The organism is Bacillus sp. ISL-7 (genome assembly GCF_018613065.1).
In genome coordinates this window covers 15,165-40,020 of sequence record NZ_JAGGQW010000049.1, presented here as the reverse complement: position 1 = coordinate 40,020, position 24,856 = coordinate 15,165, and the positions used below count along the sequence as shown (strand labels likewise).

Annotated in this window: 29 protein-coding genes; 4 read left to right on the top strand and 25 right to left on the bottom strand. The window is 37.9% G+C overall.

Going from position 1 to position 24,856, the window contains the following annotated elements; all coding sequences use genetic code 11:
• Positions 1-27: 27 nt before the first annotated feature.
• Positions 28-180: a YjcZ family sporulation protein gene (locus J7E66_RS20355; RefSeq protein WP_088088682.1), complete on the bottom strand. Its 153-nt coding sequence runs from the start codon at positions 178-180 to the stop codon at positions 28-30.
• Positions 181-298: 118 nt separating this feature from the next.
• On the opposite strand from J7E66_RS20355, the gene J7E66_RS20350 reads away from it, so the two are divergent.
• The gene (locus tag J7E66_RS20350; RefSeq protein WP_214712520.1) at positions 299-889 is read left to right on the top strand and encodes a DUF502 domain-containing protein; all 591 of its coding nucleotides are present in this window, start codon (positions 299-301) and stop codon (positions 887-889) included.
• 21 nt (positions 890-910) lie between these two features.
• On the opposite strand, the gene msrB is transcribed toward J7E66_RS20350, so the two are convergent.
• The 3 genes from msrB to rsgA all read right to left on the bottom strand — a co-directional run bounded on the left by msrB (position 911) and on the right by rsgA (position 3,136).
• On the bottom strand, positions 911-1,351 hold the full coding sequence (msrB, locus tag J7E66_RS20345) for a peptide-methionine (R)-S-oxide reductase MsrB (protein ID WP_215003209.1): 441 nt from the start codon (positions 1,349-1,351) through the stop codon (positions 911-913).
• Positions 1,341-1,832, bottom strand: a complete 492-nt coding sequence (gene msrA, locus J7E66_RS20340; protein WP_374103869.1) for a peptide-methionine (S)-S-oxide reductase MsrA — start codon at positions 1,830-1,832, stop codon at positions 1,341-1,343. Before msrA ends, msrB begins: the two co-directional genes overlap by 11 nt.
• 236 nt (positions 1,833-2,068) lie before the next feature.
• Positions 2,069-3,136, bottom strand: coding sequence for a ribosome small subunit-dependent GTPase A (rsgA, locus tag J7E66_RS20335; RefSeq protein WP_215003204.1), 1,068 nt, complete (start codon positions 3,134-3,136; stop codon positions 2,069-2,071).
• A gap of 334 nt (positions 3,137-3,470) precedes the next feature.
• Here rsgA and J7E66_RS20330 point away from each other — a divergent pair, with 334 nt between their 5' ends.
• Positions 3,471-4,223, top strand: coding sequence for a DUF4397 domain-containing protein (locus J7E66_RS20330; RefSeq protein ID WP_215003202.1), 753 nt, complete (start codon positions 3,471-3,473; stop codon positions 4,221-4,223).
• A 29-nt stretch (positions 4,224-4,252) separates the two neighbouring features.
• On the opposite strand, the gene J7E66_RS20325 is transcribed toward J7E66_RS20330, so the two are convergent.
• The 10 genes from J7E66_RS20325 to J7E66_RS20280 all read right to left on the bottom strand — a co-directional run bounded on the left by J7E66_RS20325 (position 4,253) and on the right by J7E66_RS20280 (position 13,092).
• Positions 4,253-4,831: a YpmS family protein gene (locus J7E66_RS20325; protein WP_215003199.1), complete on the bottom strand. Its 579-nt coding sequence runs from the start codon at positions 4,829-4,831 to the stop codon at positions 4,253-4,255.
• Entirely contained in the window at positions 4,832-5,656 is an 825-nt protein-coding gene (locus tag J7E66_RS20320; protein WP_215003197.1) for an SGNH/GDSL hydrolase family protein, read from the bottom strand.
• Between the two features lie 111 nt (positions 5,657-5,767).
• Complete coding sequence (locus tag J7E66_RS20315) at positions 5,768-6,346, bottom strand: SCO family protein (RefSeq protein WP_215003195.1); 579 nt, start codon at positions 6,344-6,346, stop codon at positions 5,768-5,770.
• Between the two features lie 81 nt (positions 6,347-6,427).
• A complete protein-coding gene (locus tag J7E66_RS20310) occupies positions 6,428-7,594 on the bottom strand; it encodes a Ger(x)C family spore germination protein (protein ID WP_215003193.1) in 1,167 nt (388 codons plus the stop codon).
• Positions 7,578-8,699 carry a GerAB/ArcD/ProY family transporter gene (locus J7E66_RS20305; protein WP_215003191.1) on the bottom strand — a complete coding sequence of 374 codons (1,122 nt, stop codon included), beginning with the start codon at positions 8,697-8,699 and terminating at the stop codon, positions 7,578-7,580. The genes J7E66_RS20310 and J7E66_RS20305 overlap by 17 nt, the downstream gene beginning before the upstream one ends.
• An 11-nt stretch (positions 8,700-8,710) precedes the next feature.
• A complete protein-coding gene (locus J7E66_RS20300; RefSeq protein ID WP_215003189.1) occupies positions 8,711-10,228 on the bottom strand; it encodes a spore germination protein in 1,518 nt (505 codons plus the stop codon).
• 130 nt (positions 10,229-10,358) lie between these two features.
• The gene (locus J7E66_RS20295; RefSeq protein ID WP_215003187.1) at positions 10,359-11,201 is read right to left on the bottom strand and encodes a DegV family protein; all 843 of its coding nucleotides are present in this window, start codon (positions 11,199-11,201) and stop codon (positions 10,359-10,361) included.
• Between the two features lie 307 nt (positions 11,202-11,508).
• A complete protein-coding gene (locus J7E66_RS20290; RefSeq protein WP_215003185.1) occupies positions 11,509-11,760 on the bottom strand; it encodes a DUF2535 family protein in 252 nt (83 codons plus the stop codon).
• Between the two features lie 223 nt (positions 11,761-11,983).
• The gene (tatC, locus tag J7E66_RS20285; RefSeq protein WP_168244829.1) at positions 11,984-12,727 is read right to left on the bottom strand and encodes a twin-arginine translocase subunit TatC; all 744 of its coding nucleotides are present in this window, start codon (positions 12,725-12,727) and stop codon (positions 11,984-11,986) included.
• A gap of 170 nt (positions 12,728-12,897) precedes the next feature.
• A complete protein-coding gene (locus tag J7E66_RS20280; RefSeq protein WP_098931751.1) occupies positions 12,898-13,092 on the bottom strand; it encodes a twin-arginine translocase TatA/TatE family subunit in 195 nt (64 codons plus the stop codon).
• 323 nt (positions 13,093-13,415) lie between these two features.
• On the opposite strand from J7E66_RS20280, the gene J7E66_RS20275 reads away from it, so the two are divergent.
• Positions 13,416-13,655: a hypothetical protein gene (locus tag J7E66_RS20275; protein WP_215003184.1), complete on the top strand. Its 240-nt coding sequence runs from the start codon at positions 13,416-13,418 to the stop codon at positions 13,653-13,655.
• Positions 13,656-13,726: 71 nt separating this feature from the next.
• On the opposite strand, the gene J7E66_RS20270 is transcribed toward J7E66_RS20275, so the two are convergent.
• From J7E66_RS20270 to J7E66_RS20240, 7 genes are all read right to left on the bottom strand, one after another.
• Positions 13,727-14,215: a dihydrofolate reductase gene (locus J7E66_RS20270; RefSeq protein ID WP_215003182.1), complete on the bottom strand. Its 489-nt coding sequence runs from the start codon at positions 14,213-14,215 to the stop codon at positions 13,727-13,729.
• The gene (locus J7E66_RS20265; RefSeq protein ID WP_215003180.1) at positions 14,212-15,006 is read right to left on the bottom strand and encodes a thymidylate synthase; all 795 of its coding nucleotides are present in this window, start codon (positions 15,004-15,006) and stop codon (positions 14,212-14,214) included. Before J7E66_RS20265 ends, J7E66_RS20270 begins: the two co-directional genes overlap by 4 nt.
• Positions 15,007-15,060: 54 nt before the next feature.
• Positions 15,061-15,768 (bottom strand): anthrax toxin lethal factor-related metalloendopeptidase, encoded by a 708-nt coding sequence (locus J7E66_RS20260; protein WP_215003178.1) that lies wholly within the window; start codon positions 15,766-15,768, stop codon positions 15,061-15,063.
• Between the two features lie 138 nt (positions 15,769-15,906).
• The gene (locus J7E66_RS20255; protein ID WP_088088701.1) at positions 15,907-16,485 is read right to left on the bottom strand and encodes a TerD family protein; all 579 of its coding nucleotides are present in this window, start codon (positions 16,483-16,485) and stop codon (positions 15,907-15,909) included.
• 34 nt (positions 16,486-16,519) lie between these two features.
• A complete protein-coding gene (locus J7E66_RS20250) occupies positions 16,520-17,131 on the bottom strand; it encodes a TerD family protein (RefSeq protein WP_215003176.1) in 612 nt (203 codons plus the stop codon).
• Positions 17,132-17,179: 48 nt separating this feature from the next.
• Complete coding sequence (locus J7E66_RS20245; RefSeq protein ID WP_215003174.1) at positions 17,180-18,283, bottom strand: toxic anion resistance protein; 1,104 nt, start codon at positions 18,281-18,283, stop codon at positions 17,180-17,182.
• Positions 18,284-18,286: 3 nt separating this feature from the next.
• Positions 18,287-19,924, bottom strand: coding sequence for a YceG family protein (locus J7E66_RS20240; protein WP_215003172.1), 1,638 nt, complete (start codon positions 19,922-19,924; stop codon positions 18,287-18,289).
• A 215-nt stretch (positions 19,925-20,139) separates the two neighbouring features.
• Between J7E66_RS20240 and J7E66_RS20235 the strand changes: the two genes are divergently transcribed.
• Entirely contained in the window at positions 20,140-20,379 is a 240-nt protein-coding gene (locus J7E66_RS20235; RefSeq protein WP_168244836.1) for a hypothetical protein, read from the top strand.
• A gap of 1 nt (position 20,380) precedes the next feature.
• Here the strand turns inward: J7E66_RS20235 and J7E66_RS20230 are convergent, their stop codons facing one another.
• From J7E66_RS20230 to J7E66_RS20215, 4 genes are read right to left on the bottom strand one after another with little or no spacing between them, the layout of a single operon-like run.
• On the bottom strand, positions 20,381-21,181 hold the full coding sequence (locus tag J7E66_RS20230) for an HAD family hydrolase (protein ID WP_215003170.1): 801 nt from the start codon (positions 21,179-21,181) through the stop codon (positions 20,381-20,383).
• The gene (locus tag J7E66_RS20225) at positions 21,178-22,299 is read right to left on the bottom strand and encodes a cysteine protease StiP family protein (protein ID WP_251033035.1); all 1,122 of its coding nucleotides are present in this window, start codon (positions 22,297-22,299) and stop codon (positions 21,178-21,180) included. Before J7E66_RS20225 ends, J7E66_RS20230 begins: the two co-directional genes overlap by 4 nt.
• A complete protein-coding gene (locus J7E66_RS20220; protein WP_215003168.1) occupies positions 22,280-23,656 on the bottom strand; it encodes a phosphoribosyltransferase family protein in 1,377 nt (458 codons plus the stop codon). Before J7E66_RS20220 ends, J7E66_RS20225 begins: the two co-directional genes overlap by 20 nt.
• A complete protein-coding gene (locus tag J7E66_RS20215) occupies positions 23,607-24,794 on the bottom strand; it encodes an HpcH/HpaI aldolase/citrate lyase family protein (RefSeq protein WP_215003166.1) in 1,188 nt (395 codons plus the stop codon). The genes J7E66_RS20220 and J7E66_RS20215 overlap by 50 nt, the downstream gene beginning before the upstream one ends.
• Between the last annotated feature and the right edge of the window lie 62 nt (positions 24,795-24,856).

Sequence of the window (24,856 nt, the reverse complement as noted above, 5' to 3'; positions counted from 1 at the left end):
GTTTTGAGTCAGCCTTTATTTCATAATTTAATAGCCCCAGCTTGCCCCGATAATGATTAATAAAATAAACAGGACGACAATTAACGCAAATCCACTGCCGATTCCGCAACCTCCTACAGGGTAACCGCAACCTCCTACAGGATATGCAGGGTAACCACAACCACCATGTCCGTAATACATACACTTCACTCCTCACGAAATTGTTTCTTAACACTGTTACTTTATGTAGTAGGTACTTGACCCGTATGTGCATTCGCCTATATTATGAAATACAATGATAAAAATTGTAGGTGAAACGATGAAATCCATTTTGAAAAACTTTATTAACGGTATTTTAACAATTGTTCCAATCATCCTTGTGATCTATGTCATTTACAAAACGTTTCTATTCTTAGACGGTTTACTCGGAAACACACTGAAGCCTTATTTAAAGGAAGATTACATCCCTGGGATTGGCTTACTAACAACCATCATTTTAATTACTGTTTTAGGCTGGCTATCTACGAAATATATATCGGGGAAAATCATCCGCTTGATCGATATTCTTCTAGACAAGATTCCAGTTGTCAAAACCATCTATTCTGTTATTAAAGACACCGTCCAATCCTTTCTTGGCGAGAAAAAATCTTTCTCTAAGGTCGCCCTGGTTGTTATCCCAGGAACAGAAATGCGCAGCCTGGGGTTTATTACTTCAGAACAATTAGAGGAATTTTATTCTCCTCTAAAGGACCATGTGGCTGTCTATATCCCGCAAACATTCCAAGTGGCCGGGTTTACCTTTCTAATACCAAAGGAACAAGTAGAAATTATCGACGTCAAACCCGAGGAAGCAATGAAATTTGTCTTATCGGGCGGAATGACTTCAAGCTCAAAACAAAAGGTAAAATAAAAAAGCCGCAATCGCGGCTTTTTATTTTGCTCCGAAAAGTTTCGTGTATTCCCCATATCCTTCTTCTTCAAGTTTATCTATGGGAATAAATCGTAACGCAGCAGAGTTGATACAATAACGCAATCCAGTTGGGTCTGGTCCGTCATTAAAGACGTGACCTAAATGGGAATCGGCGGATTTACTCCTTACTTCTGTCCGAGTCATATAATGACTGAAATCAGCTTTTTCAATCACTTCTTCGTCTTGAATCGGTTTAGTGAAGCTCGGCCAGCCGCAGCCGGCATCAAATTTATCCAAAGAACTAAACAGCGGCTTCCCAGAAACAAGATCTACATAAATCCCCTCTCTCGTTTCATTCCAATATTCATTTCGAAACGGAGGTTCTGTGCCATTATTTTGTGTGACTTCATACTGGATCGGTGTTAATTCCTTTTTTAGATGTTCTACATCCTTATTTTTCATTTTTCTCCCCCCAATGACTTTGAATAAAGCCGGCGCGGCCCGAGCCTACTTGATAGGATTCATAATGGGCCCGATTTTTCTTATAGTACTGTTGATGATATTCTTCAGCCGGATAAAAGGTCTGTGCTGGCAAGATTGGTGTGACAATCGGTTTGCTGAAGCGGCCGCTTTCTTGTAGTTCTTGCTTGGATTGTTCGGCAAGCCTTTTTTGTGTGTCATCATGATAGAAAATTGCCGTTTGATACGATTGCCCTCGATCATAGAATTGGCCGCCCGGGTCGGTTGGGTCAATTTGCTGCCAAAATAACTCCAAGAGTTTTTCATAAGGAAAAATCTCTGGATCATAGGTGATTTGGACGGCTTCAAAATGGCCGGTAGTATCCGTACAAACTTGTTGATATGTCGGGTTTTCTACGCTTCCCCCTGTATAGCCTGAAATAACACTTTTAATTCCGGGCTGTTCATCAAATGGTTTCACCATACACCAAAAACAGCCGCCGGCAAACGTTGCAACTTGATTTGTTTTTTCCAAGTTCCCACACCCCTTTAACTTTATTTCACTTTGAGTATGAGTATACAGAATGATTTAGGAAAAACAAAATCTCCTGACTGAAAGAAGGGCGGAGTCCTCTAAACGCTAGGCCTGTAGCTAGACAATAATAAAAGGCTAAACAAGTCACGGTCGACATCGACCTAACTTGTTCGGCCTTTCCTATTTTAATAGCTCTTTCGCTGCTTCATCTGTTTGTTTATATTTTTCCATTGTTTTTTAACTTCTGCTTGTGCACGTTTATCAGCTTTCCTTTCGATAAACGCCAACTCCTTTTGCAACTTGTTGTAGCTTGTCAGCCGCTCAGCCTCAATCAATCCTTCTTCAATTGCCTTCACCACAGCACAGCCGGGCTCATTCTTATGCTGACAATCTCGGTAGCGACACTGGGTAGCTAATTCTTCAATTTCTGAAAAGGTCTCTGTTAAACCGTCTGAGCTTTCCCAAAGCTGCAGTTCCCTCATTCCTGGGGTATCAATCAAAACACTGCCATTCGGGAGAAGGATTAGTTCACGGTGGGTAGTTGTATGACGCCCTTTATCATCTGCCATTCGAATATCCTGAACTAGCTGTTTCTCCTCTCCTAAGAGACGATTCGTTAAGGTCGATTTCCCAACCCCTGAAGAACCAAGCAAGGCAATTGTTTTTCCTGGCTTCAAGAAAGGCTCTAGTTCCTCAAAGCCAGTCATCGTTTCGGCACTAACTGCAATAACTGGAACTCCACCAAGGCTAATCGCTTCAACCTTAGCCAGCATATTATCGAGATCCTGACAAAGGTCTGCCTTACTTAAAACAATAACTGGGTTTGCCCCACTTTCCCAAGCAAGCAAAAGGTAGCGTTCGATTCTTCTTAGATTCAAATCTTCATTCAGTGAATTTACGAGAAAGACAGTGTCGATATTAGTCGCAATGATTTGCTCTTGTGCGGTAAGACCAGCTGATTTTCTCGAAAACTTACTTTTTCGCGGCATGATGGCCAAAATGGTGCCTTTTCCTTCGTTACTCCTCGGCATTAGAGCAACCCAATCACCTACAGCTGGGAAGTCCTCTCTGTTAAGGGCATTGAAGCTAAACCTGCCCGATACCTCACATAATAATTCACCCTGTTCTGTCCACACCCTATACATTCGTTTGTGCTCGAGTGCCACACGGCCAAGAATCATCTCATCATTTGTATTTAATTTATGAAAATCATTTTTTACAGTTTCAGTTAAACCCATTGCTGCTAAATTCATCTTTATTCCTCCAGCGAATCATTATTTTTTCATAATAAAAAACCATAGGCACACACAGCCCATGGTTTTATTCGCATTATGGAATAAATGGTCCCTAACAGGAAAATCTTTGGGCTGTGCAAACAACAATATTCAAATTACGGTTTGGACTCATCGATTCAATTGCCATTGCACTTCACCCACTTTCAAACATATTTGTTATCAGTATATGTGTAATATTCCCATTTGTAAATAAAAAATGAAAAATTTCCAAATTACTGCGATATAAGTTAGACACCTACCTATTTAAGCTTGAATAAATTATGGTGTAACCCATTAGATAGGAGTTGATAATATGTCCGAGAAAAGAACTCATTCCGATTATCTTCAAAAAGCGGCGATGTATGAATTGTTAGCTCAATTTTATAAATACTCATTTCCAAACTTACACATGCAGTATTATTTAAAACATATAAAATACATGAATAAAGCGATGAACTTGATGCGTACCAATTCCCAACCAATACAATTAGAAGCGAAGGTGCGTTTCCTTCACACCTCCCCAGATTCCCCGAACATTGATATTTATATAGACGGGAAACGAGTGATAAGAGACTTACCATTTAAAAAGGTAAGTATGATTCTGTCATTACCTGCTGGAAAACATCATATTGACATTTACCGAACGGGCAACATGGTGGACAGTGTTTTAAATAAAACGATTACTGTTGAACCTGGAAAATCCTATACACTTGCTGCAATTGACTCTGTTAAGAAATTACGCCTGCTCGTGTATCAGAATCAACCAACAGTACCAAGAAATGAATCGAAGGTTCGCTTTATCCACTTATCACCAGATACTTCGCCACTAGATATTGCAGTCAAAGACCGAGATGTGATTTTCCCAAATGTTTCTTATAAGCAGGCAACCGAATATTTAGGGTTAACACCTATGACAGTCGATTTGGAAGCAAGGGAAACTGGCAGTAAGACCGTACTTCTACCCCTGCCGAGGGTTCAATTTATGGCAAATGAAAGCTACACAATTGTCTTTATTGGCTTAGCCAATGGTCAACCAGAATTCCAATTCATCACTATTAGGGAATAAAAAACAGGTGCCTCCTAATGATGAGGCGCCTATTTAACTGGTACTAAAATCGTAAAGGCAATATCATCCTTCTTTAAATCAAATTTATCTGCCTTTATTCTTATATCACTTTTTTGTTTTAACTGTTGCATATTAACATAAATAAGTTTATCTTTAGGTCTTATGTCGACTCCCTTTGGAATCTTATAATTTTTGCTAATAAAAGTTAGGACGTACGAAATGGGGAGATGTAAACTGCCGATTGTCATTGATTTCTGATTTAAAACCAAATCACCATTTTCAAGTGCCTTAGGCTCGAAGGTTAACCTCATATTCAATTCCTCACTAAAGAAGGGCAAGGTACCATATAATTCAACCTCATCTCCCAAAATGATTCGATAATCAATCGGTGAATCAGCGGCCTCTTCCTTTAAATAATGATTGATGAGTTTATTTAAATCATTCTTATTTGAATTAACATGGAATGAAACATGTTCACCCATTGGCACATTCCATTTGCTCGTTTGCCGGCCATCCGACGGAAACATGACCAGCGACAACATAACAATAGCGAACAAAAGGTTGATTCCTATCAACAGCAGGAATCCGATTTTCCATTTGTTTTTCATCTAATTCTCCTCTGTATTGACCATATATGGCGTTTTGTCCAATTCAGGTAATACTTGTTCTTCTAATGTCTTGTTCAACCTTTGAGCAATCAACTCATAGCCTTTGTCATTTGGATGAAAATTATCTGTATATAATAAATTTTCGTTAGAATTTAAAAACATGTCTTCTATCGAGACAAAATAGGCATTGGGGTAATTAGCAACGACCCTTTGACCAGCCTTATTCCAATCAGCAACAATCTCATCCAACTCTTTAATTTCTGAAAACCATTTAGAAAATGGATTATATAACCCCACTAATACAACCTGAGTATGGGGATTTTCCTCAATGATAACCTCGATAATTTGAGTTAAATGAGTTCGATAGGATTCTTTTTCGGTGGTAAACGTGGAAAGTTGAAGGTTTTCAATATTATCCTTGACGACTTTCATTATGTCGTTTCCACCTATCGTTAGAATAACAAGATCTGCCTTTTGTATCACAGCTTTCATTTCTGGCGTTTTCAATCGTTTTAAAAGTTGAGTTGTCCGATTACCTTTTACGCCATAATTATAGAAATCAACTTCTTTTATACCTTTTTCTTTTTCAAGCATTGTTTCTAAATATGGCAAGTAGCCGCCTTTGTTTGTACTATCACCTACCCCTTTGGTAAGTGAATCGCCTGCTGATAAAACTGTTAATTTGCGGGGGACGAAGTCAGCGGGAACTTGTGCAAATGCCTGTGCTGCTGTTTTCTTTTCAGAATGTAACGCCCATTGGTCAACTTGATTACATGAACATAGGAATAATACTGTGAGAATTAGAAGGGGGAAGAGCTTTTTCATCTTAAATTCACCTGCCTTCTAAATTATAATTATTATAACACGGCTTGAATCATTCAAAACAATATGTACTATATCCTATTCCTGCCAAAAAAAATAGACCTGTCCGAAGGTCTATTGCAATGCTTTCATATCATGAATTATTTCATCAAAGGGAACATCCTTGTAACCATCATAGGATTTTTTAATATGTCCTTCTTGGTCTACTAAATATAGAGAGGTCCCATGAATCACTTGATTACCCTCGACAGGTTTTTTGACAAGTGCTTTATAATTTTTCAGGGCGAAGTTTTCAATAAACTCCTGCGAGTATCCAGTCACAAAGGTCCAATTTTTAAAATCCACTTGGAATTGTTCCCCATAACGGGTTAATACTTCAGGGGTATCGACATCTGGATCGACACTGAAGGAGACCAATTCAACATTCTTCAAGCCCTCATCCTTGACCATTTTTTGTAATTTTGTCAAGTTAGAAGTCATCGGCGGACAAACATCTGCACAGCTTGTAAAAATAAAGTCTGAAATCCATACCTTACCCTTTAAATCCTTTAATCCAAAGGATTTATTGTCTTGATTTGTAGCTGTAAAGTCCTTAATTGGCCAGTCGACGGCATTTTCTATTTCTTTTTGTCCACACGCCGACATAATGAGTGTAGTAAGAACTAAGACCACTACTAAAAACCGAGCTTTCATACCATCACCTGCAACCTTTTTTCTATTCCATATCGTGAATAGTTTAACAAAGATTTGAAAAAGAAGAAAGGAATTGGTTTGTTAATCGATTACACCTGTTCGTTCAATCATATTCTTTACATGGACATCAAAGGTAACATCCTTATACTTGCGGTCCCACTCCTCCTGCGTGATCGGTTTGCCCCTTAAGTGGGCTTCGTATTCATTTCCAAGACCGATCGGGTCAATTTCTAATTTCTTAAAACGAAGAAGTAAACTTTCTATTTTTTCTTTCATCGACTCATCTAACTTTTTTTCAAGAAACTTTATCGAAGTCGGTTTACCTAAATCTAAGGCTTCGGTCATTTCTAATACCCTTGAATCTAAGTCTACATCCACTCTAAAACGGAGGTTTTTTTTATCGACTATTTCAATTTTAGTCTTACTTCGAATGTTATCAATGCTGACATATATTTTACTGAATATTGGTTTTTTAGTGTAATTTTCGTTTTTTATAATGATTTTTTTTAATTGATCTGTCTTATACCCCATTTCTTTTGTACCAGCTTTATATTTATCAATTAATACTTTCAAATAAAAAAGATCCCCTTGCCTTAATTCATCAACTAAACGGTCACCTTTAAAAAGACCCACACCAGAAATAATAACATCTTTATCCTTTACTTTAAGGATTGGGAGAACAGGGTCCTTCCCAATATCATAATAATTATGGTTAAACTCATGCAGGGTCGGGGAGATAATTTGTTCCCCCTCCACATTTTGTTTAATTAAATTGTACATATATGTCCCAAGATTTAGATTTTCTTTACTATTTTCAATTTGCAATATTTCAGCTGCTGATTGGTCTGCAATGGTCAAATAAACCATATTACCGATGGCAGCATCTCGATTTAATGTATCTACGAGCTGAATAATCCCTTTTTTAGCAAGATCTCTACTGTAGACAACCGAACGAAGCTGACCAGAAACGAGTTTCTGATTGGATTGAAGATTTTGTTGTTGTCTTAATCCTTTGCTTGTTTTTGCCACAGATGTAATTACTTTTGTGGCAGATTGGGTGGTCATTGGATCAAATTTTTGTACGACTACGGTGCCTTTTATTTGATTTTTCCCTTCCATATCGAATCCCGATGTTGTAATAAGACCTAATTTTTCAAGAGGCTTTTGCTGAACACAACCTGCGCTGATGATCATCGTCATGGAACAAACCAAGAGAAGGATTGTTCTGCTTTTATGATGCTTCCGCACTTGTTTTCTTCCTCCTTAAGAACCATTTTTTCACCAAAACCAACAATGAAAGGAGTATAGGATAGCAGAAGGCAGATAAAAAGCCAAGATGAGCTACAAAATCAGTCAGTTCATTCATTTGATACCTTGCTTTAATAAAAAATGAACCACCCCAAACAAGGATACCAATAATCCAAATTCCCTTCTTTTGCTTCCAATTTATGATCCGACTAAAGCCCTTTGATGCAGCCCATAAATAACTGCACATGTTTGGCAAAATGACTAACATCCAAAATGAAACGGCAATAAATTCAAACCGTTCTAAGTTTGGTAACCGAACGATTTTAAACATCGATAAAACAGGCCAAATGGTCCGGGCCAACCCATTTTCCGCAAAGAAGGTAATACACACCATTGTAATCAAAGTAAAGAGAATAGTCGTGTATAAATTTCCAATTTGTGAATACAGAAAAACCTTTTTTTTATCCTTAACATATGGATATAAAAACATAAGCAGTTCAAAGCCCATTAGTGAAAAGGATGTTTTAAACACACCATTTATAATATGTCTCAAATCTGTATTTAAAAGAGGAAGCAGATTCTTAGGATCTGCATACTGCATCGGCACGATAAGGATAAAGATCATCCAAACAGTCCCCATTACAGAAATAAAAGCCACTCCGACAATAATACGAATGCCTCCATTAACGGCATAAATTGTTAAAAGGATTAGCGCAAGAGAGAGTTGCCATATTGGTAAGTCAGGAAAAATCCATACTTGAACAATTTCAATATAATTCATGTGGATGACAAAAAAACTTAAGCTCATGTAGATCATATAAAAGATGTTCATCGCATTCCCAAGCCACTTGCCAAAAATATCTACTTGGATTCCATATAAATCAGCGCTATCATATTTTTTTAGCATTAAAACCATCATTGCTAAGACAACGGCAGATAAGATTCCACCGAGAAATACAGATATCCATGCATCATGTTTGGCCGCTAAGTACACAATCCTCGGTAATCCAACAATTCCTACGCCAGTTTGCGAAGCATGTATAAAAAACATGACAAGGAATGCATTAACTAATAATCCTTCCTTTGGCTGCAAATTCACTTTCATCCTGACCGCTCCTATTCATCTACATCCTTTTTTTCCACACCTTTTTGTTTTGGAAAAAGGTCATTGTCAACGGGACGGTTCGTTACTGGCCTGTGAGATAAGAATTGAGCAGGAAATTTAATAATACTGTATCCTAAGTCCCTCCACCTAAAGGGATAGAGTGGCATGAGATAGGGACTCCCAATTGTAGTTAATCTTAAAAGGTGAATGAGAATAAAACAAAATGATAGCATAATTCCAATTCCCCCCCATATACCTGCTAAAACGATAATTGGAAAACGAATCATCCGAACGGCAGTACCCATTATATAGCTAGGTGAAGTAAAGGAACCTAGCGCACTAAGTGCGATGATGATTATTAAAATATTACTTGTAAACCCTGCTTGTACCGCTGCCTGACCAATTACAATACCACCAACAATACCCATTGTTTGACCTACTTTGGTTGGCAGCCTTGCCCCAGCTTCTCTTAAAAGTTCGATAACAAATTCTAAAAGAAGGGCTTCTAGTACTGGTGGGAACGGAACATTTGCCCTCGATTGACCAAGAGAAATTAGCAGCGCAGATGGAATGACCTCATAATGATAAGTCAATACAGCCACATAGGCCGGGGTCAATAATATTGATAAAAAAATAGAAATAATTCGAAGCAGTCTTAAGAAAAAACCCATATTCCAACGCATGTAAACATCTTCGGTTGATTCAAAGAAGCTTAGGAATGGTGTCGGTCCATAAATAGCAGAAGGAGAACGATCCATCATTACGGCAACCCTCCCCCTCATTAAGGAAAGGGTGACTCGATCTGGTAGTTCAGTTGACATGATTTGCGGGAATATCGTCCAACTATTATCCTCTATTAACTGGCCAAGTACCGTTGTATCCGGAATATAGTCGTACTCTAACTCCGATATTCTTTGCCTAAACGTATTTACATTATTTTCATCAGCGATATCTTTAATGTATACAAGCTTTCCAGGTGTTTTCACCCTTTTTCCGATCGTGATATCCTCCATGCACAATTGTGGGTCTTTCAAATTACTCCTGATAATATTTAAATTTCCTATTAGGGATTCTGTAAAGGAAATCTTTGGACCGTACACGAGCGACTCGGTTTCTGCCTTTTCAAGGGATCTTTCAACAGTTTTCCCGACATTTGCAAGGATCCCGTACGGTTCACCATCCACATAAATGTACGCTTTTCCTTCTATTAATGAAGACACGATTTCTTTTAATTGATTGGCTGCAGAGATTTCTGCAATCGGCAATATTTGGGCAAGACTCTCGGTGGTCCATTCAACTTGTGTATTTTGTTGAACGGGTATCAATGCAAATTCATCAAAGCTTGTTTTATCAATAAGGCTGCTTAAAAAGCAAAAGATAATCTTTTTACCATTCTTTTTTAAGGTCCGAAAATTCAGATCTGAACAATCGCCTATCTCTGCTTGCAATTCTGATTTTAGATCGTCCACATTTAAACTATGCGGTTTCTTATCTTCAGACTGTTTATTTTCTGATCTTCGCTTAAACATTGGCAACACCTTAACCATTCAATTTTTTTTATCTTTACCAAAAACTCTAATATTAACCAAAAGAAAATAAAGGGTGTCAGGCACCATGTGAAAACTTCACATGGTGCCTGACACCCTTCGTCTGATAAATTTATTCAAAATAATACATGAGGGCAATTGTCCCCGGTCCAGTGTGAGTGCTTATCGTAGGACCCGTGTAATCAATCGAAATATCTTTATACCCGGTTAATTCAGTAATTGCCTTTTTCAGTTTAGAGGATAATTCGTATGCTTCCGCATGAACAATGCCAGCACCATATATCGTTTTTCCTTGGACATCCTCCGCAAATTGCTTGGCCATATATTTAACCACCTGTGTATGGCTGCGAACCTTGGCGACGGGATTGTATTCCGAGCCTTCAAGCGAGGCAATCGGCTTGATATTTAATAATGAACCTATAAAGGCTTTTCCCTTACCAATCCGTCCACCCTTCACCATATTCTCAAGGGTATCTATCATAATATACAATTTTGTATGTTCGCGCACCCTATCAAGCCGGTTAAGGATTTCGTCCATTCTCTTACCCTGCAAGGCCATTTCCGCTGCTTCCTTTACCTGGAACTGGAGGGCTATCGAGATAAACATCGAGTCAATAACTGTAACTTTCGTTTTCGTCATTTGGGCTGCACTCTCAGCAGATCGAACTGTCCCGCTCATTTTGCCTGTCATATGGATTGATAATACCTCATAGCCTTCTTCTCCAAGCCGATCGTAAACTTCAAGAAAAGTACCCGCAGAAGGTTGGGAACTTTTCGGTAATTCCTCAGATTTTTTCATTACTGTTATGTATTCAGCTGCATCAATTTCTACTCTGTCTAAGTAAGATTCACCATTTATTGTTACGGACAAGGGCACAACCACAATACCCAGTTTTCCGGCCATTTCTAGCGGCATGTCCATTGTTGAATCGGTTACAATTTTAATTTTGCTCATAACTATCACTTCCCTAACAGTACTGCTATGTATTATACAATTAACTACTATTGAAAGGAATAACATCCATCACTTTTCATGTTTTTTTAAAATAGGTTCTGTTAAACTTGGCTTTTGATTTCCGCTCCAGGTGCGTGCGGTTCGGGGGTACTAACCCGCCTCCTCGGCGCTTGCGCCAGCGGGGTCTCCATCAGGAGTCTTCGCGCCTTACGCTCCAATCAACATAGTGCCAAAATCAACAATGACATAGCCAAAATAAAAGAGCACCGCTGGGGGATACCCTGCGGTGCTCGAATGGCATTAAGCATTAAGCGTTATTCTTTAATTCTCCAACTTTAAACAATTGTTCATAATCTGGCCACTTCATGACCTTTTTCAAATAATCTTTAAAGGAGTAGCATTTTTTTAAGTTTATTTCGTCGTAAAGCGACGTAACAAACTTCTGTAAACGGACTTGGATCATAAATTTATAAGTGCTATCTTCCTCCAATACAGGAATGTCCATGACTTTAACCTTCTGTCCAACAACATTTTTGAACTCTAGGCTTTTGAATAACAAAATATCAATCCTCTTTTTCACCCGTTTGAGTATATTATACACTCTTTGGACGACGAATTGTGTCTAATTATGAATAGATTAAAAAATATTTATGAATTATTAATATGTCGGTACTTAAAAAACATAAAAAACAGGATCTTTCAGCTAGAAGTTAAAACCGATCGTATTTCAACAAAAAAAGACCCTAAGGGAGTTTTATCTCTTAAGGTCTTTTGTATTCCATTTATGCTTCGACTACCTCATCTTCTTTGTCTTCTTCCTGCAGCTTTTTCAAGCGTTTGCGGTAGACAAACTTCGATAAATTAATACTGATTTCATAAAGGAGCAAGAGTGGCAAGGTTACCACAAAATCAGACATAAAGTCTGGTGGTGTAATAACGATTGCAATAATAATCAAAACGAAATACGCATATTTACGAATTTTTGCTAAAACAAACGGATTAATGATGCCAAGTGAAGTCAAAAACATAACTACGACTGGAAGCTCAAACAGTACCCCGAATGGCAAGGTCATATTCATGATAAAGCTAAAATATCTTTCGGCAGTGAAGTTTGTGACAAACATATCTTTTCCCATATTCACCAAAAAGTCTAGAACCATCGGAAAGATAATAAAATAACCGAAGGCAAGACCAATGATAAACAAGAAAAATAAAGCCGGAACATAAGAAATCGTTATTCTTCTTTCTATCGGTCTTAGTGCTGGTCTAACAAATAGCCAAATTTGTAAAGCAAGAACTGGAATAGTACCCGCCACAGCTACAACAGTTGCCAGCATGAAATAAATCCACATTATATCACTTGGTCCGAGAACCATCAGTTTTGTATTTCCAACAAACCATTTATAGATATCGTCTACATAAATAAAACCGGCGATAAAAAAGACTACAAATGCAAGTGCAGATACAATAATTCTTTTGCGTAGTTCTTCTAAATGATCAACTAAATTTAATTCTTTATCATCCATGTACTTCCCCTGCCAATTTCAAAAGGTTAAAGATGTGCACGTATATATCGCTCAGAGAGTTGACTCTAGACGAAATATTGCCATTGTTTTAATAAGATGAACAAGTTTTCATGCATTTTTATAGGTTAAACCTAGAGAAGAAAAAGGTGTAGGACTTAAAATCTCACACCTTATTTAATCAAATTTTTCTTTTCTTCATCAATATCTTTCATAACATCGTCTGTTAGTTCACGGGTTGACTTTTTAAATTCTTTTAATGTTTGTCCGAAGGCGCGGCCAATTTCCGGAAGTTTCTTAGGTCCAAAAATAATCAATGCAAGTGTTAAAATCAAAATCAATCCTGGTATACCGATATTAGAAAACATGGATTTTCATCCCCTTTAATTGTTGTATTATATCTACTATGATTATAGTACCGAAAATTCATTTTGAGTTAGTTAAATGCAATAATTCATAGTAAATTCACAATATCTAGAAAAAGTAAAACAATAGTGATTTATAGCATTTTCGTATCATATTATTAATTACTAATGACAATTTAACAATTACAACAAACGAAGTCAATGATTAAATGCGTTTAAGGAATTATTAAAATATTTTGATAACTTTCTTTTATTTGAATATAATTGGATCATTAGGAACATATATTTTTCAAAATGACAAATAATAAGGATAGGATGTGATGAGGATGGAATTTTCACTTTGCAGTTATGATGGGGCTCTTCCTGTGGAGGTAACACTTGATGATGATAATGGAAGATACACCATTCGTAAAAGCGATCGTAGTGGGGAATATTTTAATAGCCCACAAGAACTAATAAGCTGGGTTAAAACACATTTCAACGAAAGAGAATTTTGCCATCCACATGAATTTAGGGGTATGCTTGCTAAATTAGCAGATTACGAATTAAATGGATCCTATTTCTAATATCAAACAAAAGAAAGCACCAGCGATGCACTGATGCTTATTTTTATGAGTCCAAACCTGATCAATCCGCGCTACGATTTTCTTTCATATATTTTGAATTCATAATCGTACGGATTCTTCTCATCCATTAAGCCCTTTTCACTAGACACTAGTTCCCATTTGCTACGATCAAATTCAGGAAAAAACGTATCCCCCGCAAATTCTTCATGAATAAGCGTGATGTATAGACGATCCGCAAACTCAAATGTCTCGTTAAATATTTCCGCTCCACCAATGACGAAAATTTCTTCGCTTTGCTTTTTGCTGTTCTTTACAAAATCCTCAATGGAATAAAAAACCGTACAATCTTCACTCTGATAATTAACCTGGCGGGTGATCACAATATTTTCTCTGCCAGGAAGGACACGACCAATGGATTCATGCGTTTTTCTTCCCATCGCAATTGGGTGGCCCATCGTCACCCTCTTAAAAAATTTTAAATCCTCCGGCAATCGCCATGGTAATTGATTATCTTTCCCTATTACTCTGTTTTCGTCCATCGCTACAATAAAAGAAATCATACACTCACTACTCCTTTAATGTGAGGGTGTGGATCATATCCCTCTAGTGTAAAGTCTTCATACTCAAAAGAGTAGATATCCTTGACTTGTGGATTAATTTTTAGAGTTGGCAACGCTCTCAGCTCTCTCGCCATTTGCAACTTTACTTGTTCGAGATGGTTTTGATAAATATGAACATCACCAAAGGTATGGATAAATTCACCTGGCTCCAAGCCGCACACTTGGGCAATCATCATTGTTAGCAGTGAATAGGATGCGATATTAAATGGGACGCCAAGAAATACATCGGCTGAGCGCTGATAAAGCTGGCAGGACAGCTTTCCATCTGCCACATAAAATTGGAACATACAGTGGCACGGCGGTAACGCCATATTATCTACCTCAGCAACATTCCAGGCATTGACAAGTAGTCTTCTTGAGTTGGGATTCGTTTTAATCTGGTTGATAAGCTCTGTAATTTGGTCAACGGTTTTTCCATCTGCACCTGTCCAAGAACGCCATTGGTGACCATAGACAGGACCTAATTCCCCATTTTCGTCTGCCCATTCATTCCAAATGCGTACCCCGTTTTCCTGTAGATACCGAACATTGGTATCCCCATTTAAAAACCAAAGCAGTTCATAGATAATCGATTTTAAATGTAATTTTTTGGTCGTCACGAGTGGAAATCCTTCTGCCAAATTAAATCTCATTTGATAACCGAAGGTGCTAATTGTACCCGTACCAGTTCGGTCGCCCTTTATGTTTCCATTTTCAAGTACATGCTTACATAATTCTAAATATTGCTTCACCGTGGACACTCCCTTATCTGAACATATTTATCTATTTTAACAATCAAGGGCAAATTAGTGAAGCGATAGCTGTTTCAAAAATTCAAATGTTTTTGGTGCTTTCTTCCGTAATAGTTCTTTTGTATCATCATTTAAATAGTACATTGCGAAGGTCTCAGCAAAATATTCTTCCGGATATAAAAAATAGCTGTTTCCCGGAAATAATTGTTCATGTTCCTTTTCCCATACGCTCATAAAGTCCTTGGAACCACTAATCTCCCCATACACATAGTGATCGATCGAATGGGCCAACTCATGTAATTCTAGATTTACAGAACTATGACCCTTTCCTGATTCACTGAAACCAATCTTAACAAGGACCACCTTCGATCCTCCAATCCCAGGGACATCATCCCAGGTTACGTTAGATGTATAACCCCGCGGAACCTGCCCAGCTAATTGCCTTGCAGTGGGATTATCCGTCAGCTTTCCATTAAAAAGTTTCAGGTTAATTCCCTGATTGTTTATTTTTTTCAAAAGGGAGAAAGGTAAAGAATTGATTCTGGAAATCATAGCAGCCGCTTCTTGTTGATCAAAGTGCTCCTTTGGTAATACAATTATTTGATCTAAAAGTGCTACTGACCGATCATCTTTAAGTGATTGGTAGATTAGCGAATTTCTAGGATAATCTCCAAGCAAAATACCATCATAAGAAGCTTGTGATGTAGTTATGGATGATAGAAACAAACCAGCGATTAGTAGAGTAATTACCGATTTACGCAAATTATCATCCCCTAATAATTCAATATATTAAATGAATTATAACATAGGACTTAGTTAGTTATTTTGAATTTACAAGCCAAAAGTGGGGAATAAAGGCAAAAAGCTGCCGAATACGGCAGCTTCACAATTTTAATAAATTTAAACTTCTAATCCATAATTTCGGCAAAGGGAGGCTAATCCACCTGCAAAACCACTGCCAATCGCGTTAAATTTCCAATCACCGTTATGGCGGTAAAGTTCACAAATAACAACCGCTGTTTCGACCGAAAAATCCTCGCCAAGGTCAAATCTTAAGACCTCATTATTAGTATCTTCGTCAACCAACCGAACAAAGGCATTAGAAACTTGGCCGAAATTCTGGAATCTTGCGTCCGCATCATGAATAGTCACAGTAATCGCAATTCGATGCACATGCGTGGGAACTTTACTAAAGTCAATCTTGATTTGCTCGTCGTCGCCGTCGCCTTCTCCGGTTCGATTATCACCCGTATGTTCAACAGAGCCTGAAGAGTGAATCAAATTATTGTAAAAAATAAAGTCGGAATCTTGGATAACTCTGCCATTCGCATCTGTTAAAAACGCGGATGCATCCAAGTCAAAGTCATTTCCACCATGATAACGATTCGTATCCCAGCCGAGTCCAACAATTACCTTGGTTAGCCCAGGGTTCGTTTTTGTTAAATCAATTCTTTGTCCCTTTGCTAAGTTAATACCCAAACGTATCACCTCTATTTGAACTTTATTATTTTATCTAACTAAAGGAACGAACAACTTCACTTAGGCTGGCTGCATTTGTACCGCTGCCGATTGCCGCAAACTTCCAGTCATTGCCGTGACGATAAATTTCTCCTGTCACAAGGCATGTTAGCCCGCTGTAATTATCTGATAAATTATAATGGATGAGCTCTTGATTGTTTCCAGGATTCACGACTCGGATAAAAGCATTTTTCATCATCCCAAAGTGCTGCTTTCTCTTCACACAGTCATAGATATTAACAACGAAAACAAGTTTCTGAATATTGGACGGTACTCTGCTTAAATCGATCATTACCTGCTCATCATCACCGTCTCCGTCGCCTGTTAAATTATCTCCTGAGTGTTGTACACTGCCGTCATTGCTCTTTAAGTTGCCAAAGTAAACAACGTCCTTATTGTTTTGGAGCTTGTCGTTTGCACCAAGCATAATAACGGAAGCATCACAGTCTATATTAGCTGCACCACCGCCGCTGAATAAACCGCCGAATAAGCCGCCGCCACCGCCGCTTTGTACTGGATCCCAACCTAAACCTACCATGATTTTAGATAATCCTGGATTACTCTTCGTTAAATCAACACGTTGCCCTTTTTGTAAATTAATAGCCAATTCAATCACCCCAATAAGAAATTTAGTAAAGCAAAATCTATATATTAACTAAGATTGTTTCAACTGTTTAAAGTTATTTTGCAGTTGTTCTAAACGTTTGGTGCCTTCAATCCGCATCCGTTTATTTTCATCTTCGATAGCCCTTGTTTCCTGCATGCCTTTGATGATAATATTCCAAGATTCTTCAATCGTCTCGATTTTTATACTTGGACCTCCGGCAAGCCTAGCAATATCCGTGCTTTGCTGGGAAATGTTTTGCGCATTTTTCAGAAGCATTTCATTTGTCCTACGGTCAAGTTCACTCATTGAATCAGCAACCAGCTTTTGTCTTTTCGCCGCCATCGCTTGAATCAGACCATTTTTAAAAATCGGGATGGTCGTCACAAATGCCGAATTGATTTTTCCAATCAGTTTCGTATTTCCTCTTTGCAAAAGACGAATCTGCGGAGCAGTCTGCAGTGAGACCATTTTGGCCATTTCTAGATCATAGATGCGTTGTTCTAATAACTCAATGACATTTTTCAGCGAGTCCAATTGCATGGAGGCAAGTTGATCACCTGCTCCAGCTCGGGATTCAAGCTGGGGAAGTTGATTATTTTTTAGTTCCTCAACTTTTATCTCACCCGCAACAATATACTTTTCAAGCGTTAAATAGTATTGATAGTTTTGCTCATACATTTGCTCGAGCATATTTGTTGCATCAACCATTTCATGCTGATATTTCGAAATTTCTATGTATACCTTGTCAATCTCGGAGCCCATGGTTTGGTATTTGCCGAACAGCTTTTCGACCACTTTTTCACCCTTTTTAAAGAGCTTACCAAAAAATCCACTTGAAGTTTTTTGAAAGTCCTTAGCATCAAACTTATCCATAATCCGGCCCAGTTGTTTAAGCAGTTCACCAGAATCCTCCACTTTTGAAGTCTTCATATTGTTTAATATCTGATCCGAAAAACGGGAAATTTGGACGGCTGGTTCCTTCCCAAACTCTAAAACTTGGATTTGGTCACGCTCATCAATCGTGCGGGCTAAATTTTGAATTTCTGGTTCTTTCCGAAGTGCAAGTTTAATGTCAGAGACTTTTGTTTCTGTTAGGATGTCATCCGTACCTGCTGGCTTTAAACCGCTTGATGGATTCGGCGTAAGAGTCACTTATTAATCTCCCCTTAAATTTTTTAAGATTCCTTGAAAAAGCCCTTTTTTAAAAATAGACGGTTCTTTAAATTCTAAATCAAAAACAACGTCTTCAAGCCAATGCTTATCAAATAAACGTTCGTCCAAGAAATTTTCAATATCATTATGACCAGGAGGATTATACAGGATGATATCAATACCAAATTGATTTAATAGCAAGATAAGTGCTGCATCTGACCTTGAGAGTATACCTGCTAATTCATTATTATAAATGATTAATTTAGGTATATGTTGCGAGTAGTCAAATCTTTCAATTAACTGAATGATGGGTTTTGGCATAAACAAGGCCTGTGTAAATAAATACATTTTTACGTCTTCTATACTTTCCTTAGGGAAGGGCTTTAAACCTGGTTTTTCACAGATTCTCCTAACGGCATTAGCGATTCCTTTTTGTAATCCTGAAGATAAAAAGGAATATGGCCAGTAATGTGCTTGCATCATAGTAGCCGGATTAATTAAGCCATCCTTATCAAGGGCATTTCGATAATGAAAGCGAAAATCACTTGTGCTTGTCATCGTGATTGGCAAACGGCGAATCAGTAAACTATGCTCTAATTCACTGAGTGATTGCAGACGGTCCCAGTACTCTTTGCGATTTTTACTAACACCCTGTACTTTAGCAAAGATAGAAGGTATTTTGACTTGTTGGTTCCCCACCTCAAAATCTGGTCTGACCATCGCCATTTCTTTCCCAAGAATAAATAGTTCATCATAGGTCGTTTTTAATGTAATCGAGGACGGAGTATAATCTCTTAATTGCCATGGTTTATAAAGACCTGAACCCTCTTGGTTTAAAATCGTTTCAATTTCTTTTGAAGCTCTATATGCAACCGTTGCCTTACGACTGCGCTTTTCCTTCGGGAACGGTTCCGCAGGCAGCTTATTTTGAAATTGATGCGAGAAGATTGGGTCCTCCATCATACCTTCTAAAATATCCTTACCTTCTGGATGGAAAATAACAATATCACAGGCAAGCCTGCTTAAATAATATAAAAAATATTGGTGGCTTTTCTTAAAGTCGCCGTACCACAAAAATCTAGGCATTTCGATTTGTGGATCAGCCTTCTCCAAAACGGGCTGTAAATGATTGATGGACCATTTAACAATGTCAACAAGCACCCGCCTAAGCTCGTGGTTCTTTAGCCCGTCCCCTTCAAGTTTTGCGTACAACTCCAGTGTTGCGATCATCGCTTCTCTTATCTTCCTATGGATTACCGGTACCTTTGATTTCAATAATAACTGTTCCCCATCTAGAAAAGCCGTAAATCGGTTGATGGACAGCTTTTGTTCACGATTAATATTTATGACTTTTTGAATGGATTGAAAGTGAGTGTTGTTAATTGTTTTATCTAGTGATTCCTCACTTAGCAAATGAAGTCTCCATTCCTCATTATTAACATAATCAAAAAGCTGGTTATAATAGGTATCCGTATCGATTGGTATCCCAAGGAACTTTCCAAGTACTTGCCCAATGTGAATTTTCCCATTTTCTAATGAATAATTTGGCCGTTCAGGTAGCGGTTTTTTCAGCAAGGCGTGCCAATTTTCATATGAAAGGGATACTGGATGGGCGATTAGCTGATTTAATGATGGATGCATTCATAATCCCTTCCTCAAAAAAGAAAGCTATTTTTCTAGCGCTAGAAAATTATGTAAGGTTTCCATAACATCATATCATAGTTATTTAATTGGTTCATTTGTTTATACGAATGTCATAAAAAAATGTTTCGTCTTTTTCACCATTTCCTCATTTTTCACCTTTTTCCTTGTCCTTACATACTATTTGAGTACTGACGTTAAAGTAGGTGACTCGAATGAGATTTTTATATAAGCGGCCTAGGATAGAACACATTCAGGAAGAATTAAATACCGTGATGGAAGTGATGGTTTCCGATGTTTTTATTTACCTAGATTTATTTGTGTTTAGCTTAATCTTTACGATGCTGCTTTCTTCAACATTGCATTCACTAGCCATGTCGATTCTATTCTTTATTGGATGCTATAGTTTATTTTCTTGCGTATACTTATTTGTTTTTAACCGAAAAGTGAAATAGATTAAACTATAAGTTGTTGCAGCTGTAAAAATTGTTGGGTAATCTCCTCCCCTGCACTAACACCATAATTTTTTGTAAGTGTAAAATTACTAGTGCCTGACACCCTAGCAAGCTCACCATGGGCTGGGACAAATCGATATTGGCAGTTTTTCAGAAAGTCCCAATCTAGTACGGAGTCCCCCGCACCCGCAATGACTTCCATACCTTCTCGCTTAGAGATAAATTCAAGTGCATCCCCTTTGCTGATCGCAAGAGGGATAAAGTAGAGCTTTCTCCCCTGAATGGAGATCCTCCAACCATATGATACAGCCAAATCATTAATCGCTTTTCGATCTGAAGCAGGAGGAAGACTGTTTAAGATGAAGTAGAAAAATAAATTCTCCGCCTGCTTTATTTGCCCATCAAAATGAAAGCCTTCTCTTTTTAAAATCGCAAGCAACTCATTTTGGGGAACCGATTCCGCGTTCATGCGCTGAAAAATATAGGTCGACCAATCTTTCATTATTTCACCTTTATTAAGAATATTGGCCCCATTTGAAGTAATTGCATATTTTAGCTGTATCTCCTCCTTAAAAATGTAGAAACGGTTAAATTGCTCTGTTGTCCTCGTTGTAACCGGAACAAAAAGACTAGTTAGTGATAGCTCTTTTAAAGCAAAAAAGGATCGTTCTGTCATATAGGCAACCCAATTATTATCTTTTTTTTCAACGGGTTTTAAGACTGTTTTATCTAGTTCTCCTAGTTCTTCAATAGCCCGTTTCGAATAAACCAATGTACGATCAAGGTCAGATGCAAAGATCATTTTTTAATCCCCTTAACCGACTTAATTAAGCCGCAGCATAAATACTTTAAATTTGGATATGGTACAACCTCTACACCCTTTTCTTCGGCAAGCATGAGAATATGTTTGACAAATGGACTTGACGGATCGCGCATTAGTATCTTCCATGGAACCCTGCGAAGCAGAACTCTTGTTGTTTCTCCGACTCCTGGTTTGATATAATGGGTACTTTCAATTTCAAACTCAGATTGAATTCGCTTGACGTCCTCCATCCCCAAGAATCCAGTTTCTATTTTCTCATTTTCCTTATGTGTAGCTATCTCCGCCGCTTCGCTTGCAATGTTTACAAATTCATTGCTAATCAAATCAATATATTCATTGGAAACATCAACAGGAATCAATTCCTCGTAATACTTAGCTCCATGGAATTCATCCTTCCCGATATATTGATCATTTAAAACCGTCCTGCTCACCAACCCAGAAACAGTTGAGTTTAGACATGCACTAGGAATTAAAAAATCCTCACGGGTTCCGAACAAAGTGGTACAATAACCTGGATCTGCGATGACTGCTAATGTGTCGTCAAGGTTTATCCCATATTTTTGTTGATAATCATGACAGGCTTTAGTCAATTCAAGCGAAATTGCCCCTTTACCTGTCCACCCATCAACAAATTGAATATCAGCCTCTGGATGTTGGCTAAGTATATATTGAAGTGCATTTTCGTCAATCCCTCTGTCGCGGATAATTGAAACACTGTAATGCGGCAATAATACATGGTAATGCATGTGTATATACCTTTTTATTAATATCCCCACAGGCGTTCCTGCACGAGCCAGAGAAACAAGTACGGCCCTATCACCCTTAGATTGATAGATTTGTTCAGCCACAACACCAATACATAGGGCAACTTTTTGTTTGTATTCCTGTAAGGTTTCCCAAAATAAATCCACATACGCCTTTGGCGGCTGGTACTCAATTGGCAGTGATTCGCTGTAGTGAACACCTGATTGAACCATCAATTCCCGATTTTCAGTCGAATCCTCTAGCTTTATATCACTTAAATCCTTTAATAGAAATTGAACATCCTCCGCATTATAGCTTCCGATCTTTGCCGGTTTATTGATTGTGGTTTTCAACTTGTTCACCTCGATATTCAGAAAAAAAGACAAGTCTTATCATCTTTATTTGTAATTTATTTAGTTCTTTCAGTAATGGTTGAAGATTCTCTAACTTTACTGTTCTTTCAAAAAAGATAAATATTTCATCGTAGAATCCTGGTGGAATATTGTAAAAAAAGTGAGTAATATCTTGGTCTTCAGGATTAGGAAAAGACGCACCATACCTCGCTCCATATCCTACTTTGTCTTCGATAAAAATCGGGCTTCGAGTTGTTGATTGATAATAAACACCTTTACCCATTTCGGCAGCTAGTTTCATCGGAAGATACATAAACTCTCCAGTTCCTAGGCAAAGTGTCCTTTTTCCAATCCTTTTTTTGTTTAAAACGGCCGCAGCTTCAGAGGTTTTCTGTTGAAGACTCCTATTTTCCGTACTGCTTAGGCCGAATCGACCTGTCTCTTTAATAAATGCTGCCTTATTCATCGGGTTATTGGCTGAATAGAGGGTCATGGTAAAAAAAGGTGATAGGTCTATTTGTTCGACAGAGGACTCCACGCGCTTGTTCGATTCCTCTTTTATTGACCAATTATTCATTTCATTATGCTGTTTAACCTGTACTGTACCAGCCAAAAGGCTTACCACATTGATTTTTATCCCCAGGTCCTGTTCAAGACGGATAAAACCATTTCGATTTTCTTCTGAACGCCAATCCAAAATGGAAACAACGGTATAAACATGTCTTGGGAATTTAGCATGGATCGATTGGATAATATTTAAAGCGGTTTTACCCGTTGTTAGTTCATCATCAACGAGGATGATCTCTCGTTCATTTTGTATCATTTCTAACGGAATAAAACAACGATGTGATGTCGCATGGGAATGCTCTTCTTCAAAGGTAATTTTTGGTTTCACCTGTTCGAGTTCTTCTCGAGTGGTATGAAAGTATTCAGCCGAGTTAAAGCAATCAAAAAAAGCATGCCCAAGTGATGTGGCGGTTTCAGCAAATCCTATCACTACAGGACGAATATTGTCAGGGATAAAGGCCTTACTCTGATATAATTCTCCATTTTTAAAGGAGGTTAATAGACTCTCAGTTTCTAAACATTTTATCTCCTTTACCGTTTCAAGGAATCTCGCACCAAGAAGTGCTCCAGTTTGGAGTCCTTTATTGGGATCAATTGGTAAGTGTTTACCAAGCACTTTACTTACAAACAAAAACGACCGTTTCTTATTTATTCTAGCTGCCATTGTAAATAATTCTTCTAGTGTCAAATCATACGGATTTTCAGAAACTTCTATCTCTGTTTCAATGGAGTCTAGGATATTATACATATACTTCTTTTTTGATAAGGTCAATGGTTGTGAATTCTTCATGTAACACCCCGTACAGCTGTGATTTTAAGATGGTTTTCTTTGCCCAATAATAATGAGGTTTTATTTCATTCATTTTATTAGCAAAATTACTTTTCAAAACGCCAATATCCCCATTTGCCGCATTTATGATATTGCTAGCATCAATGAATTCCTCGTAGGAAACAACATTTAGGGCTTGCACTACTTTGATATGTGAAGGATGAATAATCGTTTTTCCTGTTATTCCGTTTGCAATATCCATTAAGATTTCCTGGATTAAACCATCCATATGTTCATTGATTAATTTTGCTCTCCATTTCAACCCTTCATCCCCGTACCGTTCTCGGAACGGTGTTTGCCTAAGCTGTGGCTTTAACATTCTCTTTTTCGCAGAAAAATACTCCCAAACTGGACCCGATACAACGTAGGAACTATCAAAGCGTTGAAAGACATTGATAATATCTGAAATGCAATCTCTTAAGACAGCGATATCATAAACGGTAGTATCCGCACTACGGCGTATTCCATATAATCCACAAAAATCAGTAGCCCCAATCCGAACATTAAGAATAATGTCCTTGTAGCGATCAAGAAGATTCTTTATACTCATTAATTCTTCCATTCTCGTTTCTTTTTGAATGACCTTTGCTGTCTCCAAGATCGGCATAGCATAAAATGGGTGCTCCTTTGTATGTAATCGGTGTACTTCCATTAATAATTCTTCTCCAATTTCAGCACTGAATTTTGGAAGCACGACCCCAGTAAGCAGACTTATTGCATCCCCTAATTGTTCGGTAACCCGATTTAACTGCTCTAGGTTTCGGATTCGGATAAACATAAGCGGTAGATCTGTATAGCTCAAAAAGCCTTTATTTAATTCAAATAATAACTTTAATAATTCACTGATAAGCATTGCTTCAGCATCAGTTACCTCGTTATCACCAACAGCATCTTCTAAGTCGATGACAAGGGAGGTTAAACCTTCATGCTTCTTAGAGAGGATTTCTTGATGAATATTAGGGCGTGTGGCAGGCATATAAAGCGTGGCGCCTAAACCATAGGACAGTAGTTCACGGTGAGAATATTTAGTAAAAGCCTGCGGTTTTTGGAAGAAGAATCCTTTAATTTCATTTTCGTATAAGTATGTAAAAAATTCCATAACCACTTTCTCCTCTTTAAAGGTAAAAAATAGAGGAGACGGACTCTCGTCAGCTCCCCTTT